Raw genomic sequence first — 16,027 nt, 5'->3', positions numbered from 1 at the left:
ATGGGTTTCAAATGCGGCATCGTTGGCTTGCCTAACGTCGGCAAATCCACGCTCTTCAATGCCCTGACCAAGACGGCGGCGGCGCAGGCCGCCAACTACCCGTTCTGTACGATCGAACCCAATACGGGCGAAGTGGCGGTTCCAGACCCGCGCCTGCAAACCATCGCCAAGATCGGCAAATCAGCCAATATCGTCCCGACGCGTATCTCCTTCGTCGATATTGCCGGCCTCGTGCGCGGCGCATCGAAGGGTGAAGGCCTCGGCAACCAGTTCCTTGCGAATATTCGCGAAGTGGATGCAGTGGTGCACGTGCTGCGCTGCTTCGAGGACGACGACATCACCCATGTCGAAGGCCGCATCGACCCCGTCGCCGACGCGGAGACCGTCGAGACCGAACTGATGCTCGCAGATCTCGAAAGCCTCGAACGGCGCATCGTCCAGTTCCGCAAGCGTGCGAGCAGCAAGGACAAGGAAGCGCTCGCCGTGCTTCCGATCATGGAACAGGCCCTTTCACTGCTCCAGGACGGCCAGCCGGTTCGCTTCATGCTGAACGGCATTGCACCCGACGATCTCGCGATCCTTCAGGACCTCAATCTTCTGACCTCCAAGCCCGTCCTTTACGTCTGCAACGTTGCCGAAGGCGATGCCGCAACCGGCAATGAATATACCGAAGCTGTCGAGGAAATGGCGACCGGACAGGGCGCCGAGACAGTCACGATCTCAGCCGCCATCGAGGCCGAAGTCGCGCAGCTTCCCGATGAAGAAGCGCGCGAATATCTTGAGGCAATGAGCCTCGACGAGCCCGGCCTCGATCGGTTGATCCGCGCCGGCTACCGACTGCTGCACCTCATCACCTACTTTACCGTAGGCCCGAAGGAGGCACGCGCCTGGACCGTCGAGCGCGGTTCGAAGGCGCCAAGGGCGGCGGGTGTCATCCATACGGATTTCGAGCGGGGCTTCATTCGCGCCCAGACCATCGCCTATCAGGACTATGTGGGGCTCGGCGGCGAAGCAGCCGCCAAGGAAGCTGGCAAGGCCCGCGACGAGGGCAAGGAATACATCGTCCAGGACGGCGATATCATGCTGTTCAAGTTCAACACCTGATACGGTTGGATAGAAATGGCTGAACGCACGCCCACCTACGCCTATGAGGATTTCATCGTCGGCAGTGAATGGTCGCTCGGCTCCAAGCAGGTGATGACGGAAGAAATCATCGATTTTGCCAGGCAGTTCGATCCGCAGCCCTTTCATCTGAATGAGGCCGCGGGCACGGCCAGTATCCTCGGCGGGTTGGCGGCCTCGGGCTGGCACACGGTCTCGATGTTCATGCGCATGCTATGCGACGCCTATCTCCTTGATTCGACCTCGCAAGGCGCGCCAGGGATCGACTTCGTCAAATGGAAGCATCCCGTGCTCGCCGGCGACACGCTCACAGGACGAACGACGATCCTCGAACAACGCCTGTCGAAGTCGAAACCTTCCCTCGGGTTCGTCAAGATGCACCACGATGTCTTCAATCAGGATGGCATATTGGTGTGCGAACTCGAACATACCGCGATGTTCTCGACACGGGAGCCTGTGCAAGCATGAGCATCGAACAGTTCATTGGCGTGGAGCGCGATCTCGGCACCCATCGCTTCAACGCCAGCGAGATCATTGATTTTGCGTCGAAGTACGATCCGCAACGCTTTCATGTCGATCCTGAAGCGGCTAGGAAAAGCAATTTCGGCGGACTTTGTGCCTCGGGCTGGCATACGACGGCGATATGGATGCGCCTCAATGTCGAGGACATGAAGCGGATCATCGCAGAAGCCTTGCAACGAGGCGAACAGCCGCCGCAATTCGGCCCCTCACCGGGTTTTGAGAACCTGAAATGGCTGAAGCCGGTCTATGCCGACGATACGATCCGCTTTACCCGGACCTTGCACGACGTGCGCCCGCTCAAGTCTCGGCCGGGCTGGTCGATGATGCAGATGTCCTCCGCCGCCTATAACCAGAATGGCGACAAGGTTCTTTCATTCGACAGCACCGCCCTTGTTGCGCTGCCCGCTTGAAGGGTCGGCAGGCCAACAAAAGTGTAAAACAATGAATCCGCTCAGTGCCCGTCGAAGGCGACCAGCGTCCGTACGTTGACGCCGAGTGCCTCGAGCTTCTTGCGGCCGCCGAGTTCCGGAAGGTCGATGATGAAGCAGGCGGCGACGATATCGGCGCCCATCTGCTGCAGAAGCTTGACCGCGGCCTCTGCGGTCCCGCCCGTCGCGATCAGATCGTCAACGAGGATGACCTTGTCGCCGGGCGCGATAGCGTCGCGGTGCATCTCCATCTCATCGAGACCATATTCGAGACTGTAGGCGATCCGCACGGTATCGCGCGGCAGCTTGCCCTTCTTGCGGATCGGCACGAAGCCCGATGACAGTTGATGCGCCATGGCGCCACCAATTATGAAGCCGCGCGCCTCGATGCCTGCAACCTGATCTACCTTGCCACCGGCATAGGGGTGCACCAGTTCATCCACGGCGCGGCGAAAGGCGCGGGCATTGCCAAGGAGTGTGGTTATATCGCGAAACATGACGCCGGGTTTTGGATAGTCCGGAATGTTGCGGATGGCATCAACCAGCGTCTGCTTGAGGCTTGAATCCATCTGATCGTTCCCTTCGCGCTGTCAGCGGGCAGACAATCTATGCAGCCCCGCCCTCAAAAGAAAAGGGCGCATAGCGCCCTTCCCTCAAATTGACTCTACCAATCCGGTCAATGCTCGACGTCGGACCAGATCCGGCGCTTCGCCACATAGATAAGGCCTGCGAAGAGAACCAGGAACAGCATGACGCGGAAGCCGGTCTTCTTGCGGGCCTCGAGGTGTGGCTCGGCCGCCCACATCAGGAACGCGGCAACGTCCTGCGAATACTGCGTAAGTGTCTGCGGCGATCCATCGTCATAGGTGACCTGGCCGTCCTGCAAAGGCTGCGCCATCTTCAACGACTTGGCGGCGATGAAGAACGGGTTGTAGTGCGTGCCTTCAGGGATCTGCATGCCTTCCGGCGGCGTTTCGTTAAAGCCGGTCAGAAGCGCGTGGATATAGTCCGGACCGCCTTCCTGGTACTGCGTGAAGATATCGATCAGGAACCGCGGGAAGCCGCGCTCTACCGCACGTGCCTTGGCGATAAGCGAAAAGTCTGGCGGTACCGCGCCGCCGTTGGCTGCTGCCGCCGCTTCCGGATTGGCGTAAGGCGACGGGAAATGATCGGCAGGGATAGCCTTGCGGGTTGTAGGCTCGCCATCGGCATTGGGTTCGCCCGGCACTTCGTATTCGGCCGCGAATGCCTTGATCTGAGCATCGCTATAGCCGAGTTCCGCCAGCGAACGGAATGCCACGAGATTCATCGAATGGCAGGCCGAGCAGACCTCTTTGTAGATCTTGAGGCCGCGCTGCAACTGCTGCTTGTCATAGCGTCCGAACGGACCCGCGAAGGTCCAGTTCATCTCTTCCGGCTTCTTGATCGGGAAGTGCGTCGGTTCGGCGGCGTTATGCGCTTCTTCGGCGACCGCGACCGTTCCGAATGCCAGCATGGTTCCGAGACCGGCAGCTGCAAGACCGAGGAGGATTTTTTTCATGGGAAAGTTCCTTGAGCCCTTCACGATTCTCAGCCTTTGGTTTCCGGAGCCGCGGTGACGCCTACCGGCCGGCCACCACCTTTGGTTTTCGCGAGCACCGCCTCGGTGATCGAATTCGGGAGTCGGCGCGGGGTTTCAACCAGTCCAAGCAATGGCATGAGGACAATGAAGAAGCCGAAATAATAGGCCGTTCCGAGCTGCGAGAAGACCACGTAGAGACCTTCGGCAGGACGCGATCCGAGCCAGCCGAGCATGATGGCGTTGGCAACGAAGATCCAGAAGAACAGCTTGTACCAGGGCCGGTAGACGGCCGAGCGGACCTTCGATGTATCGAGCCAGGGCACGAGGAAGAGGATCGCGATCGAGCCGAACATCGTCAAGACGCCGCCGAGCTTCGAGTTGATCGGGCCGATGTTGAAGGTGATGGCGCGAAGCATCGCGTAGAAGGGCAGGAAGTACCATTCGGGGACGATGTGGGCCGGAGTCTTCAGCGAGTCGGCCTGGATATAGTTATCCGGATGGCCCATGAAGTTCGGCAGGTAGAAGACGAAATAGGCGAAGAGGATCAGGAACAGCACCAGGCCGAACGCGTCCTTGACGGTGGCGTAAGGCGTGAAGGCAACCGTATCCGTCTTCGACTTCACTTCGATGCCGGTCGGGTTGGTCTGGCCGGTCACATGCAGCGCCCAGACGTGCAGGACGACGACGCCGGCAATCATGAACGGCAGCAGGTAGTGCAGCGAGAAGAAGCGATTGAGCGTCGGGTTGTCGACGGCAAATCCACCGAGCAGCAATTGCTGGATCGGATCGCCGATGATCGGGAACGCCGTGAAGAAGCCGGTGATGACGGTCGCACCCCAGAAGGACATCTGGCCCCACGGCAGCACGTAACCCATGAAGGCCGTTGCCATCATCAGGAGGAGGATGATCACACCGAGGATCCACAGGAGTTCGCGCGGCGCCTTGTACGAGCCGTAATAAAGGCCGCGGAAAATGTGGATGTAGACGGCGAGGAAGAACATCGAGGCGCCGTTGGAATGCAGGTAGCGCAGGAGCCAGCCCGAATTCACGTCACGCATGATCTTTTCGACGGAATTGAAGGCAATGCCGGTGCTGGCGGCATAATGCATGGCAAGCACCACGCCGGTCAGGATCTGCGACACCAGCATGATCGCCAGGATGCCGCCGAAGGCGTAGGCATAGTTCAGATTGCGCGGAACCGGATAGGCTACGAATGAATCGTAGAGCAGACGCGGCAACGGCAGTCGCGCATCAAACCATTTTTCGATTCCGCTGTTCGGCGTGTAGGATGAATGTCCACCGCTCATGTCGTGTCTCCCCGTGGAACCTTAGCCGATCTTGACGACGGTGTCGGAAATGAAAGAAAGTGGCGGGATCGCCAGGTTTTCCGGCGCCGGTCCCTTGCGGATGCGTCCGGCCGTATCGTAGTGCGAGCCGTGGCAGGGGCAGAACCAGCCGCCGAAATCACCCTGTTGGCCGAGCGGAATGCAGCCGAGGTGGGTGCACACGCCAACCATCACCAGCCAGTTTTCCTTTTCCTTCGAAGCGGTACGATCGGCATCGGTGGCCTGGGCATCGCTTGGAAGGTTGGCATTGCGCGCAATCGGGTCCTTGAGATCGCCGAGCGCGACAGCCTTGGCTTCCTCAACTTCCTTGGGCGTACGGTTGCGGATGAAGATCGGCTTGCCGCGCCACTTGACCGTGAGGGACATGCCCGGCTGAACAGCCGAAACATCAACTTCAATGGACGAGACTGCCAGCGTGGATGCGTCCGGTCTCATCTGGTCGATGAAGGGCCAAGCAAAAGCCCCTGCGCCGACCACACCGGCCATACCTGTCGCAATATAGAGGAAGTCACGCCGTGTCGGCTCGGTCGTATCGTGTGCGCTCACGGGGCCTGTTCCTTTCCGAATAACAACGCAGCGGGAGAGTCCACGAAGTCAGCATAATAGAAGACAGGCCCAAGAAGATGAGCCCCGCGGAATCCCCAACATATCGCGTGGTTTCTAAGCATGTCGCAGGAGCTTGTCCAGCCTGACAGCGGCATAAGGGCAGGATGTCGCAGGGATAAACCGGCGGCTTATTCCTGCCCGATAAATCCGCCCGACTGGCGCGCCCAGAGCCCGGCATAAAGCCCATTGGCAGCAACAAGCTCGGCATGCGTTCCGCTCTCGACGATGCGGCCCTCGTCCATGACGATCAGGCGGTCGAGAGCCGCGATGGTCGACAGGCGATGGGCGATCGCAATGACGGTCTTTCCTTCCATCAGCCGGTAAAGGCTTTCCTGTATCGCCGCCTCGACTTCCGAATCGAGCGCAGAGGTCGCTTCGTCGAGGATGAGGATCGGCGCATCCTTCAGCATGACGCGTGCGATGGCGATGCGCTGGCGCTGCCCGCCCGATAGTTTGACGCCGCGCTCGCCGACATGGGCATCAAGTCCGCGACGGCCCTTGGGATCGGTCAAGGTGTCGATGAACGCTTCCGCCTGGGCGTTGATTACCGCATCGCGCATCATGTCGTCGGAAGCGTCGGGCCGGCCATAAAGGATGTTGTCGCGGACGGAACGATGCAGCAGCGACGTATCCTGCGTGACCATGCCGATATGGGCACGCAGCGAATCCTGAGTGACATTGGCGATGTCCTGGCCGTCGATGAGAATGCGGCCACTTTCGACGTCAAAGAAACGCAGCAGCAGGTTGACGAGCGTCGACTTGCCGGCGCCGGAGCGGCCTACAAGGCCGATCTTCTCGCCCGGCCGCACATGCAGGGAAAAATCGTCGATGACGATCCTTGCCGACTCGTAGTGAAATCGGACGTTCTCGAACCTGATTTCCCCATGCGTCACGGTGAGCTGCTGGGCCCCCGGCTTGTCGACGACGCTGACGGGGCGCGCGAGGAGTTCCATGGAATTCTGGATCGTGCCGTAGTTGCGAAGCAAGCCATTGAGGTTGGCCATCATGCGCGTCAGAAGCATGCTGAGCCGCAGCACAAGACCCAGCGTGAAGGCGACCTCGCCGGAAGAAATCTCGCCCTTCAGCCAAAGATCGATCGACAGCGCCGCCACGACGCAGATCATCGCCCCGCTTGTGCTGGCGAGCGAAATGCGAATGCCGCTCAAACCCCGCGTCAGCGACATGATTGCGACGAGCCAGCGATCCATGCCGCGGCGCATATAGGCGTCGTCGCGCTGTGTGGTGCCGAACAGCTTCAGCGTCTGGATATTGCTGTAGCCATCGACGAGCCGACCCATGACCAGCGAGCTCATTTCGGCCGTATCGCGGGCGGCCTTGCGCACGCGCGGCAGGAAATAGCGGGCGGTGAAGCCAAAAACGACGAGCCACACGCCGACGACTGAAGCCAGCCGCCAATCGAGGCGGCCGATGAGAAAGAGTGTCGTCGCGCAATATACAAGGCTGAACCACACTGCCTGCAGCAGCGTCACCATGAAATCGCCAAGCGCTTGTCCCGCGGCCCAGACCTTGGTGACGATGCGGCCGGAAAAATCGTTCTGGAAAAATGCAAGGCTCTGCCGGTAGACGACGCTGTGAGCCTGCCAGCGGACGAGATTGTTGAAACCCGGCACGATCGCCTGCTCCTCGACGAGGGCAGCAAGGGAAAGAACGAGCGTTCGCCCAAGAAACACCGCAAGCAGCATCAAAAGCAGCGCGACACCGTGGCGGTCGATAACACCCTGCCAACCTTCGGCGCGATCGGTGGAGGCGAGAATATCGATAATCTTGCCGACGAACCAGAAGAGCCCGGCCTCGAACAGGGCAATCAGCCCGCCGCAGACGAGCATTGCCAGGAAAACGTATTTCTCCTGCCGGACATAGAACCACATGAAGGCGAGCGACTGGTTCGGAACCCGTTCCGCCGGCGCACTGGCATAGGGATCGACCCAGCTCTCGAACAGGCGGTAAAGGCGTGTCATTCAACCTGCATTGCGTTGAAAAATCATCACGATGATGAAACCAATGGGCGAAGGGCCACCATCGGTCGAGTCCCGCGATGCGTCAAATTAAACTTCGGTTACCGGACACTCTTCATGGCTTGGCTTCTCACCCTCCCCTCGTGGGGAGGGTCAGACCGAAGGTCTGGGGTGGGGGCCTGGTCAGAATAAAACAAGTCCCCTCCTGGCTGCTGCGCTCAGCCCTACTCCGCAGCTTCCTGATCGTCGAGCCCGAGGAACCCGCCGGACTGGCGCGCCCAAAGGCCGGCATAAATCCCGTTTGCGGCGATGAGCTCGTCGTGGCTGCCGCTCTCGACGATCTTGCCCTTGTCCATCACGACAAGGCGGTCAAGCGCCGCAATTGTGGAGAGGCGATGGGCGATGGCAATGACGGTCTTTCCCTGCATGAGCCGATAAAGATTGTCCTGTATCGCCGCCTCGACTTCCGAATCGAGCGCCGAGGTTGCCTCGTCCATGATCAGGATCGGCGCGTCCTTCAACATGACTCGAGCGATGGCGACACGCTGGCGCTGACCACCGGAAAGCTTGACGCCGCGCTCGCCGACATGAGCTTCGAAACCCCGGCGCCCCTTCGGATCGGTTAGTTCCTCGATAAAGCCATCGGCCTGGGCATTGCGCACGGCCTGCCGCATCAACTCATCCGATGCATCGGGTCGGCCATAGAGCACATTGTCTCGCACTGAGCGGTGCAGCAGCGATGTATCCTGTGTGACCATGCCGATATTCGCCCGCAGCGAATCCTGCGAGACTTTCGAAATGTCCTGACCATCGATCAAAATGCGCCCACTCTCGAGGTCGTAGAAGCGCAGCAGCAGGTTGACGAGCGTTGACTTGCCGGCGCCCGACCGGCCGACGACGCCGATCTTTTCGCCGGGCCGGATATCCAGCGAGAGCTTGTCGATGATCCCCGCACCCTTGCCGTAGTGAAAGCCGATGGCGTCGAAAGTGATCGCGCCCGATTTCACGACGAGTTCGGGCGCATTCGCAACGTCCGGCACCAGGCGCGGCAGCGAAATCGAGGTGATACCGTCTTCCACCGTTCCGATATTTTCGAACAGGGCGGACATTTCCCACATGATCCACTGCGACATGCCGTTGAGGCGCAGGACCAATCCGATCCCCACGGCAACGGCGCCGACGGAAATGGCGGAGTCCAGCCACAGCCAGATGGCGATGCCGCCCACCGAAAACAGCAGGAGACAGTTCATCGCATAGAGGCAGAAGTGGAAGCTCGTCACCATGCGCATCTGGCGATGCACGGTGCCGAGAAAATCCTCCATTCCCTCGCGTGCATAGCTTTCTTCGCGCTTCGAGTGCGAGAAGAGCTTGACCGTGGCGATATTCGTATAGCTGTCGACGATCCGGCCGGTCATGGTCGAACGGGCATCGGCCTGCCGTTCCGAAATGACGCGGATTTTCGGAATGAAGTAGCGCAAAAGTCCTATATAGGCAGCGAGCCAGACGACGAATGGCAGCATCAGCCGAAGGTCGGCAGCTGCCGCGATGATCAGCGTGCCGCTGAAATAGACGATGACATAGTTGAGAACGTCGAGCAGCTTCATCACCGCTTCGCGCACCGCGAGCGAGGTCTGCATCAGTTTCGTCGAGACGCGTCCGGCAAACTCGTCCTGGAAAAACGTCATCGACTGGCGGATCAGGTAGCGATGCACCATCCAGCGGATACGCATCGGATAGTTGCCAAGGAGCGTTTGATGGATAACGAGCGAATCGATCAACACGATGCCGGGCATGACGATGAGGATCACGCCGGCAATCAGCGCCAGCTTCCAGCCCTCTTCGGAAAGGAAGGTCTCCCGCGAGTGGTTCGACAGCCAGTCGACAATATTGCCCATGAAGGCGAACATCGACACTTCGAGCACGGCGATCAGAGCTGTGCAAACGGCCATGACGGCGATGAATGGCCACACGCCGCGCGTGTAATGCAGGCAGAACGCCACGAGCGATCTTGGCGGCTCACTGGGCTCGGCTGGCGGAAATGGTTCGAGCCTCTCTTCAAACCAGCGAAACATTTTCAACCTCGTAAACACCTGTCCTGATCACGGTAGCGGACCGCGAGCCGGTCGTTGGGATACTGCTTGGGACAAACATGGAAAACACCTGCAAACGCGAAGATCGGCAGTTTGCGGCTCGTGTCGGAAAGACGAAATTTCTAGTTAGGGAGAACCGACACGCAACCGCAAAGGCAACCGGACATCGTCCAGTCTGGAAGAAGTCGCATCAATTTTGGCATCGACACCTCCAAGTTAGCGTTGCAGTTTGCTTCCTATAGCGATTATGAACGCAAAAGGCGAGAGGCCATCGCAATGGAGCCGTAAGTATTGACCGACGCATCAGTGGACCTTCGCATCGCGCTTTATCAGCCCGACATTCCAGGCAATACCGGAACGATACTGCGCATGGCTGCCTGTTTCGGGATCGCGGTCGATGTGATCGAGCCGGCGGGCTTTGACCTTTCCGACCGGGCGTTGAAGCGTGCGGGCATGGACTATCTCGAACAGGCGGCGTTGACGCGTCATGCCAGCTGGGCGGATTTTCAGGCGTGGCGGCTTGCCGCAAAACGGCGGCTGCTGCTCTTCTCGACGAAAGCTGCGGTGCCCTATACGAAGTTCGCCTTTGAACCCGGCGACATCCTGCTGCTTGGACGCGAATCCGCCGGCGTTCCTGATGAGGTTCATCAAGTCGCCGATGCGCGGTTGATCATTCCGATGGTCGAGGGCGCGCGCTCGCTCAACCTTGCGCTGTCCGCGGCCATCGCCGCAGCTGAGGCACTGCGGCAATTCCAGGCCTGAAACGAATCCGCCGGCCATTTCTGACCGGCGGACCTTGGGTTTTCAGTCTGGCGGAATTAGTTGATCTGTTCGGCCTTGCCGCCTTCCCACTTGTAGAAGACGAATGCCGGCGTGGTGAGATCGCCGGTGCTCGAGTAGGTCAGGTCGCCGACGACGGTCGAAAGCGGCTCGCCCGACTTGATCTTTGCTGCGACTTCCGTCGGCTCAACCGAACCTGCCTTCTCGATGCCGCCCGCGATGATCTGCATGGCCGCATAGGCATTAAGCGTGAAGGCTTCCGCCGGGATGTTGTTCGCCTGGAGAGCCTCGACGACCTTGGCGGCGGCTGGGTTCTTCGTCGGGTCGGCGCTGTTGGTGAACAGCGTGCCGGCTGCAGCGTCACCGCCGATTGCCCAGTATTCCGTGTTCGAAAGACCGTCCGGCCCGATGATCTGGGCCTTGACGCCCTGATCATGCAATTGGCGCGCGATCAGACCACCTTCGGCATGATAGCCGCCGAAATAGATCACATCGGCCTTTTCCGACTTGATGCGGGTGATGAGAGCGCTGTAGTCCTTTTCGCCGGCATTGATGCCTTCGAAGACGACTTCTGTGACGCCGCCCTTGTTGAGAACCGACTTCAGACCATTGGCGATGCCGGTGCCGTAAGGCGTCTTGTCGTAGACGATGGCGATGCGCTTGTCCTTGAAGTTGTCGAGCATGTACTTGCCGGCAACATCGGCCTGCTGGTCGTCGCGGCCGCAGGTGCGGAACACGGTTTCGAGGCCGCGTGTGGTCAGATCGGGCGTTGTCGCGGTTGGGGTGACCATGACGATGCCGTTTTCAGCAAGAACGTCCGATACCGGCATGGCAACGCCGGACGTTACCGGTCCGACGATGAACTTGATGCCTTCGCCGACGACCTGGTTGGCGACCGACACGCCCTGCTTGGGTTCGCCCGCATCGTCAAAGATCTTGGTGACGATCTTTTCGCCCTTAATGCCGCCCGCCGCATTGATGGCCTCGGCAGCGCTTTCGGCGCCATTCTTCACCTGCAGGCCGTAGGCGGCGACAGGACCGGTGACCGGCGCGATAATGCCGACGACGATATCGGCCTTGGCGAACGACGTCATCGCCATGACGGCAGCCAACGCCACGCCAGAGATCAACGATAAGCGCATAGTTTCCTCCTTGGATTTTGTGCATCCGAACGACTGTCCGGGGCTGGCAGAGTTCTAGTGACTTTGGAAATGGCTGTCAGCAACGATTGCTTGGATTTTGGCGCCTACTGACGAAAAATTGAAAAATCTTGCAAACTCGCGGCGATTTTCGACCATATCGATCAATTTCTTGAAAAATATCATCAATTTTATTGCTGAATCGACAGTTTTGGCGCTTCTCTTACCAAAAGCTAATCCGCGTTGGGCAACCTGCGCATGGTAAATTCGATGATATCACCCGGCCGCTCTTGCCAGCTTTCGATCTCGGTCCAATAGGCGGCCTTGGGGAATTGCTCGAACCATTCGCGGGCTTTTTCACGGGCTGCCAGTCTCGGCAGGCGGAAGCTTTCGCGAACGAACGCGCCGCGTTGCTGGCCGGCGTCACGGCGGCTTTCCTTGAGCTGCTTGCGCAAGCCCTCGAGCGGTGGCTTGGGGAATTGCGACCTGGGCGCCTTGGAGACCATTCTTTGAGCCCTCACTCAACGCTTTACACTGTAAACTTATGCAGTGTTGTTGCGGAAAACGAGTCATTTTTTGGAGATCTGCGGATTGAGTAAACGCCCCTTCCCTTTGTCTTTTCGATGTTGTGATATGTCCGCATAAACAAAGGATTCTTTGCCATGGACCGCCCTGACATTCCCGCCGCTCTTCCCGATGCACTCGATGACAAGAAAGCCGCAGCCACAGCCTGGTTTACGGAGATCCGTGACAAGATCTGCGCCTTGTTCGAACAGTTGGAGGACGAACTGGAAGGCCCTCTGTCGGATCGCGCCGCGGGCCGCTTCGAACAGACGCCCTGGCAGCGTGACGATGGCAAGGGCGGCGGCGGCATCATGTCGCTCATGCATGGCCGCGTGTTCGAGAAGGTCGGCGTCCACATTTCCACGGTTCACGGCGAGTTCTCGCCGGAGTTCCGCAAGCAAATACCCGGCGCCGATGAAGACCCGCGCTTCTGGGCGTCCGGCATTTCGCTGATCGCACATCCGCAAAGCCCCTATGTGCCGGCGGTTCACATGAATACGCGTATGGTGGTGACGACCCGCCAGTGGTTTGGCGGCGGCGCCGATCTGACGCCGGTGCTCGATCGCAAGCGGACCCAGGAGGACGCGGACACGGTCGCCTTCCAGAAGGCGATGAAGTTCGTATGCGACAAGCATTCCGCTGTTGCCGACTATGACAAGTTCAAGGCCTGGTGCGACGAATATTTCTACCTGCCGCATCGCAAGGAACCCCGTGGTACCGGCGGCATATTCTATGACTGGCTGCATTCGTCGGACGAGAGCGGCGGATGGGACGCCGACTTCAACTTCACTCGCGACGTCGGCCGGGCTTTTTCGGTGGTCTATCCCTACCTGGTGCGCCAGAACTTCAACAAGGACTGGACCGACGCCGATCGCCAGGAACAGCTGGTGCGTCGCGGCCGCTACGTCGAGTTCAACCTTCTCTACGATCGCGGCACGATCTTCGGCCTCAGGACCGGCGGGAACGTGGATTCGATCCTTTCTTCGATGCCGCCGGCGGTCAAATGGCCATGAACGGGAAATTTGAGGGATCAAATACAGGAATGATGCGTTATCATGCTTCCTTGGCGCGGGTGATTGTCCGCGCCTGATCGAGCGCGTCAGGCAAATGTTTGCGGGCTCACAACAGGGAGAGAAGGCCATGAAAGAACTTCATTGCATTGTTCCCGGTTGCCAGTGGCATACACGTCACGAAACCGAAGCTGAAATCATCCGCCGCGCCAGCGAGCACTTGCGCGAAACCCATGGTGAAACGGTCATTCGCGAATCCATGCTCGAAACGATCAAGGCAAACATCCAGCCCGAAAAGGGTAAAGCCGCCTGATCAGGCCTTTCCCGCATGGTGGGGAATTCTTGCCAGCAGTTCATCGCGCTCGAGGCTGAATCCGGACTCGATCCACTCATCCTCGAGCGCGCGTTGCACCTTGCCGACATCAGGACCCTTCGAAAGGCCCGCCGTCACGAGGTCGCCGCCGGATAAGGGAAATTTCGGCCGCTCATAGTCCTTGAGGTATTCAAGCAGCCGCGACAGGTTACCGGCGCGGAACATGGCTGCATCGTCACTCGCCGCATCGTTACGGGCGGAGGCAAGGGCGAGCCTCAAGCGATCCTGCATACCTTGCACGTCGCTGCGATAGAGCCGCTTTGCAAAGCCGGTCTCGGATATCTCGGGATGTGGCGGCACCGTCGCGGCAAAAGCCGCCAGGCGGTCGCGCTCCTGATTTGAGAGCTTGAGCCGAACGGCAAGCTCCGCCAGCCGCTCCGTGTTCGGCGGCACCATGCTGGCAAGACGCAACAGAGGGTCGGCCTCCCAACCAAGTGCCTGTTCGGTCTGAACGAGGCCGTGGATGGCATCAATGCCCCACTTTTCCGTCTCCGGCAGCACTGCCGTCAGAACACCGGCCTGGCGCATCCACAAGAGGGCGCGCGACGGGTCCGGCGCTGAGAGAAGCTTCTTCAGTTCGGACCAGACACGCTCGGCCGAAAGGCGCGAAAGTCCGCCTTTGAGGCGCGCGCAGGCCTTCAGCCCCTCCGTTTCGGGCCGGCCCTTCCCATACCACGCAAAGAAGCGGAAGAAGCGCAATATGCGCAAATAGTCTTCGCGGATACGCTGTTCCGGATCACCGATGAAGCGCAGGGTCTGGCTCTCGATGTCGGCAAGACCGCCGACAAGATCAACGATTGTGCCATCGGCCTCGACATAAAGCGCGTTGATCGTGAAGTCGCGACGTTCGGCATCGACCTGCCAGTCCTTGCCGAACGCAACTTCCGCGTGACGCCCGTCGGTTTCGACATCGGCGCGCAAGGTCGTCACCTCATAGGGACGTCCCTTGGCGACGACTGTGATTGTCCCATGAGCTATTCCCGTAGGGACCGCCCTGAACCCCGCATCCTCCGCGCGCCGCAGCGTTTCCTCGGGCAGGCAAGTCGTCGCGATGTCGATATCGCTTACTGGTTGCCCGAGCAGCGTATTGCGCACGGCGCCGCCAACGACGCGGGCGCTCTCGCCCCCGACCGAAAGCGCTGCCAACAGAACTTGCAATTGCTCGTTGGCAAGCCACGGCGCCTTGTCTGAAATGGACTTTATCGCGCTCAAGAATAGAGCCTTTCATAAAGAGTACGAATGATGCCGGCCGTCACGCCCCAGATAAAGCGATCGCCGAACGGCATCGTATAGTAGAACCGCTCCTGATCCTGCCACATGCGGCTTTCGCGGCGATGGTTTGCCGGGTTCATCAGGAACGACAGCGGCACCTCGAATACATCGGCAACCTCGTCCGGATTAGCCGCGATTTCGAAAGGCGGGTGGACAAGGCCAAGAACCGGAATGATCGAGTATCCGGTGGTAGTCAAATAGCGCGGCAGGCGGCCGAGCAGTTCGACATGCCGCCCTTCGAGCCCGATTTCCTCATGCGCCTCGCGCAGCGCCGCCTTTTCCGGCTCGTAATCATCTTCGGGATCGATGGCGCCTCCCGGAAACGCCACCTGGCCCGAGTGCTTGCGCAGGCTGGTCGTGCGCAACGTGAGAATGACGCTTGCCTCGTCACCGCGGTCAACGATAGGGACGAGCACCGCCGCATCGCGCAGCGGTTTTGCGGCAATCAGCGCATCGAGGCCCGGATTGAGCCGGTGATCGCCATGGTCGTCGTCGAGCCGCTCATTGCCCTTGAGCGCGACGCGACGTGCGAACGCGCGGGCCGAAAACCCCTCATCGAGCGGGTCGGCTGAGGTCATCGACTTTGCATCTCAAGTTTGCCCGACGGCATGATCGGAAACACAACGCCCCTGGAGCGAACCGCGAACATCGATTTGCCGTCGACAACGATATCTTCGCCATGGTTGACGAGATCGTACATCACGGCACGGGCTAGCAAGGCTTCGAGCCGCCCGCGGACCAGCAAGTATGGCTTCAGCCCGCCATTCTCGGCATCGACCACAAAGCGAAGCGGGTTTTCGGCTCCCGCCTCGGCCACATCGCCGACATTGGTGCGGAAGGTCATGACCTGATCGTCGCCGGAGCCGGAAACATTGAGCTCGACCGCAAGGAAGGGCGCATCCTCGACGCGGATCCCGACCTTTTCCACCGGGGTGACGAGATAGGTCTTTCCGTCGGCATCCTTGCGCAGGACTGTCGAAAACAGGCGCACGAGAGGCTGTCTGCCGATCGGCGTTCCCATGTAGAACCAAGTGCCGTCGGCCTTGATCTCCATATCGAGATCGCCGCAGAACTCAGGATTCCAGCGGTCGACCGGTGGCAGACCCTTGCCCTGCGCTGCGGCCCGCGAGATCAGCGCCTCAAGTCCCGCCGTATCGCGCACACTGGTTTCACGCACTGCCATAGCCCTGACCTTTTTTCTCCACCCGTCACGAAATAGTCACCGTTGGACCGCTTGT

General features: G+C 59.7%; 17 protein-coding genes. 6 read left to right on the top strand and 11 right to left on the bottom strand.

Annotated elements, in window-relative coordinates; all coding sequences use genetic code 11:
* Genes ychF through AC1DNI_RS12980 form a run of 3 tightly spaced genes read left to right on the top strand, consistent with a single transcriptional unit; the run spans position 1 to position 2,054 of the window.
* Complete coding sequence (gene ychF, locus AC1DNI_RS12990) at positions 1-1,104, top strand: redox-regulated ATPase YchF (RefSeq protein ID WP_027233434.1); 1,104 nt, start codon at positions 1-3, stop codon at positions 1,102-1,104.
* Positions 1,105-1,119: 15 nt separating this feature from the next.
* Positions 1,120-1,590 (top strand): MaoC family dehydratase, encoded by a 471-nt coding sequence (locus tag AC1DNI_RS12985; protein WP_477692127.1) that lies wholly within the window; start codon positions 1,120-1,122, stop codon positions 1,588-1,590.
* Positions 1,587-2,054, top strand: coding sequence for a MaoC family dehydratase (locus AC1DNI_RS12980; protein ID WP_477692126.1), 468 nt, complete (start codon positions 1,587-1,589; stop codon positions 2,052-2,054). The genes AC1DNI_RS12985 and AC1DNI_RS12980 overlap by 4 nt, the downstream gene beginning before the upstream one ends.
* A gap of 41 nt (positions 2,055-2,095) precedes the next feature.
* On the opposite strand, the gene AC1DNI_RS12975 is transcribed toward AC1DNI_RS12980, so the two are convergent.
* From AC1DNI_RS12975 to AC1DNI_RS12950, 6 genes are all read right to left on the bottom strand, one after another.
* A complete protein-coding gene (locus AC1DNI_RS12975) occupies positions 2,096-2,641 on the bottom strand; it encodes an adenine phosphoribosyltransferase (RefSeq protein ID WP_027233437.1) in 546 nt (181 codons plus the stop codon).
* Between the two features lie 107 nt (positions 2,642-2,748).
* Positions 2,749-3,612, bottom strand: a complete 864-nt coding sequence (locus AC1DNI_RS12970; protein ID WP_228017887.1) for a cytochrome c1 — start codon at positions 3,610-3,612, stop codon at positions 2,749-2,751.
* Positions 3,613-3,641: 29 nt separating this feature from the next.
* The gene (locus tag AC1DNI_RS12965; protein ID WP_091923840.1) at positions 3,642-4,940 is read right to left on the bottom strand and encodes a cytochrome b; all 1,299 of its coding nucleotides are present in this window, start codon (positions 4,938-4,940) and stop codon (positions 3,642-3,644) included.
* 21 nt (positions 4,941-4,961) lie between these two features.
* The gene (petA, locus tag AC1DNI_RS12960) at positions 4,962-5,525 is read right to left on the bottom strand and encodes a ubiquinol-cytochrome c reductase iron-sulfur subunit (protein ID WP_027233440.1); all 564 of its coding nucleotides are present in this window, start codon (positions 5,523-5,525) and stop codon (positions 4,962-4,964) included.
* Between the two features lie 188 nt (positions 5,526-5,713).
* Complete coding sequence (locus AC1DNI_RS12955; protein WP_477692125.1) at positions 5,714-7,564, bottom strand: ABC transporter ATP-binding protein; 1,851 nt, start codon at positions 7,562-7,564, stop codon at positions 5,714-5,716.
* A 221-nt stretch (positions 7,565-7,785) separates the two neighbouring features.
* Positions 7,786-9,633 (bottom strand): ABC transporter ATP-binding protein, encoded by a 1,848-nt coding sequence (locus AC1DNI_RS12950; protein ID WP_477692124.1) that lies wholly within the window; start codon positions 9,631-9,633, stop codon positions 7,786-7,788.
* A 324-nt stretch (positions 9,634-9,957) separates the two neighbouring features.
* On the opposite strand from AC1DNI_RS12950, the gene AC1DNI_RS12945 reads away from it, so the two are divergent.
* Positions 9,958-10,413: a tRNA (cytidine(34)-2'-O)-methyltransferase gene (locus AC1DNI_RS12945; protein WP_477692203.1), complete on the top strand. Its 456-nt coding sequence runs from the start codon at positions 9,958-9,960 to the stop codon at positions 10,411-10,413.
* 56 nt (positions 10,414-10,469) lie between these two features.
* Here AC1DNI_RS12945 and AC1DNI_RS12940 read toward each other — a convergent pair whose 3' ends face one another.
* On the bottom strand, positions 10,470-11,573 hold the full coding sequence (locus AC1DNI_RS12940) for an ABC transporter substrate-binding protein (RefSeq protein WP_477692123.1): 1,104 nt from the start codon (positions 11,571-11,573) through the stop codon (positions 10,470-10,472).
* Between the two features lie 230 nt (positions 11,574-11,803).
* On the bottom strand, positions 11,804-12,076 hold the full coding sequence (locus tag AC1DNI_RS12935; protein WP_027233445.1) for a hypothetical protein: 273 nt from the start codon (positions 12,074-12,076) through the stop codon (positions 11,804-11,806).
* A gap of 156 nt (positions 12,077-12,232) precedes the next feature.
* Here AC1DNI_RS12935 and hemF point away from each other — a divergent pair, with 156 nt between their 5' ends.
* Together hemF and AC1DNI_RS12925 are read left to right on the top strand one after the other, a co-directional pair.
* Complete coding sequence (gene hemF, locus AC1DNI_RS12930; protein WP_477692122.1) at positions 12,233-13,147, top strand: oxygen-dependent coproporphyrinogen oxidase; 915 nt, start codon at positions 12,233-12,235, stop codon at positions 13,145-13,147.
* A gap of 127 nt (positions 13,148-13,274) precedes the next feature.
* The gene (locus tag AC1DNI_RS12925; protein WP_027233447.1) at positions 13,275-13,457 is read left to right on the top strand and encodes a DUF1059 domain-containing protein; all 183 of its coding nucleotides are present in this window, start codon (positions 13,275-13,277) and stop codon (positions 13,455-13,457) included.
* Here AC1DNI_RS12925 and AC1DNI_RS12920 read toward each other — a convergent pair whose 3' ends face one another.
* From AC1DNI_RS12920 to AC1DNI_RS12910, 3 genes are read right to left on the bottom strand one after another with little or no spacing between them, the layout of a single operon-like run.
* Complete coding sequence (locus AC1DNI_RS12920) at positions 13,458-14,729, bottom strand: CCA tRNA nucleotidyltransferase (RefSeq protein WP_477692121.1); 1,272 nt, start codon at positions 14,727-14,729, stop codon at positions 13,458-13,460.
* Entirely contained in the window at positions 14,726-15,367 is a 642-nt protein-coding gene (locus AC1DNI_RS12915; RefSeq protein ID WP_113280808.1) for a CoA pyrophosphatase, read from the bottom strand. Before AC1DNI_RS12915 ends, AC1DNI_RS12920 begins: the two co-directional genes overlap by 4 nt.
* Positions 15,364-15,972 carry a DUF1285 domain-containing protein gene (locus AC1DNI_RS12910; protein WP_477692120.1) on the bottom strand — a complete coding sequence of 203 codons (609 nt, stop codon included), beginning with the start codon at positions 15,970-15,972 and terminating at the stop codon, positions 15,364-15,366. The genes AC1DNI_RS12915 and AC1DNI_RS12910 overlap by 4 nt, the downstream gene beginning before the upstream one ends.
* Between the last annotated feature and the right edge of the window lie 55 nt (positions 15,973-16,027).

The organism is Phyllobacterium sp. 01N428 (assembly GCF_056399405.1).
The sequence above is the reverse complement of the archived record's forward strand: the minus strand, read 5'-3'. Positions and strand labels throughout refer to the sequence as shown.

Excerpts from the sequence above, each read along its gene's own strand:
- ychF (WP_027233434.1), top strand. The coding sequence starts at position 1 with ATGGGTTTCAAATGCGGCATCGTTGGCTTGCCTAACGTCGGCAAATCC.
- AC1DNI_RS12985 (WP_477692127.1), top strand. The coding sequence starts at position 1,120 with ATGGCTGAACGCACGCCCACCTACGCCTATGAGGATTTCATCGTCGGC.
- AC1DNI_RS12980 (WP_477692126.1), top strand. The coding sequence starts at position 1,587 with ATGAGCATCGAACAGTTCATTGGCGTGGAGCGCGATCTCGGCACCCAT.
- AC1DNI_RS12975 (WP_027233437.1), bottom strand. The coding sequence starts at position 2,641 with ATGGATTCAAGCCTCAAGCAGACGCTGGTTGATGCCATCCGCAACATT.
- AC1DNI_RS12970 (WP_228017887.1), bottom strand. The coding sequence starts at position 3,612 with ATGAAAAAAATCCTCCTCGGTCTTGCAGCTGCCGGTCTCGGAACCATG.
- AC1DNI_RS12965 (WP_091923840.1), bottom strand. The coding sequence starts at position 4,940 with ATGAGCGGTGGACATTCATCCTACACGCCGAACAGCGGAATCGAAAAA.
- AC1DNI_RS12955 (WP_477692125.1), bottom strand. The coding sequence starts at position 7,564 with ATGACACGCCTTTACCGCCTGTTCGAGAGCTGGGTCGATCCCTATGCC.
- AC1DNI_RS12950 (WP_477692124.1), bottom strand. The coding sequence starts at position 9,633 with ATGTTTCGCTGGTTTGAAGAGAGGCTCGAACCATTTCCGCCAGCCGAG.
- AC1DNI_RS12940 (WP_477692123.1), bottom strand. The coding sequence starts at position 11,573 with ATGCGCTTATCGTTGATCTCTGGCGTGGCGTTGGCTGCCGTCATGGCG.
- AC1DNI_RS12935 (WP_027233445.1), bottom strand. The coding sequence starts at position 12,076 with ATGGTCTCCAAGGCGCCCAGGTCGCAATTCCCCAAGCCACCGCTCGAG.
- hemF (WP_477692122.1), top strand. The coding sequence starts at position 12,233 with ATGGACCGCCCTGACATTCCCGCCGCTCTTCCCGATGCACTCGATGAC.
- AC1DNI_RS12925 (WP_027233447.1), top strand. The coding sequence starts at position 13,275 with ATGAAAGAACTTCATTGCATTGTTCCCGGTTGCCAGTGGCATACACGT.
- AC1DNI_RS12915 (WP_113280808.1), bottom strand. The coding sequence starts at position 15,367 with ATGACCTCAGCCGACCCGCTCGATGAGGGGTTTTCGGCCCGCGCGTTC.
- AC1DNI_RS12910 (WP_477692120.1), bottom strand. The coding sequence starts at position 15,972 with ATGGCAGTGCGTGAAACCAGTGTGCGCGATACGGCGGGACTTGAGGCG.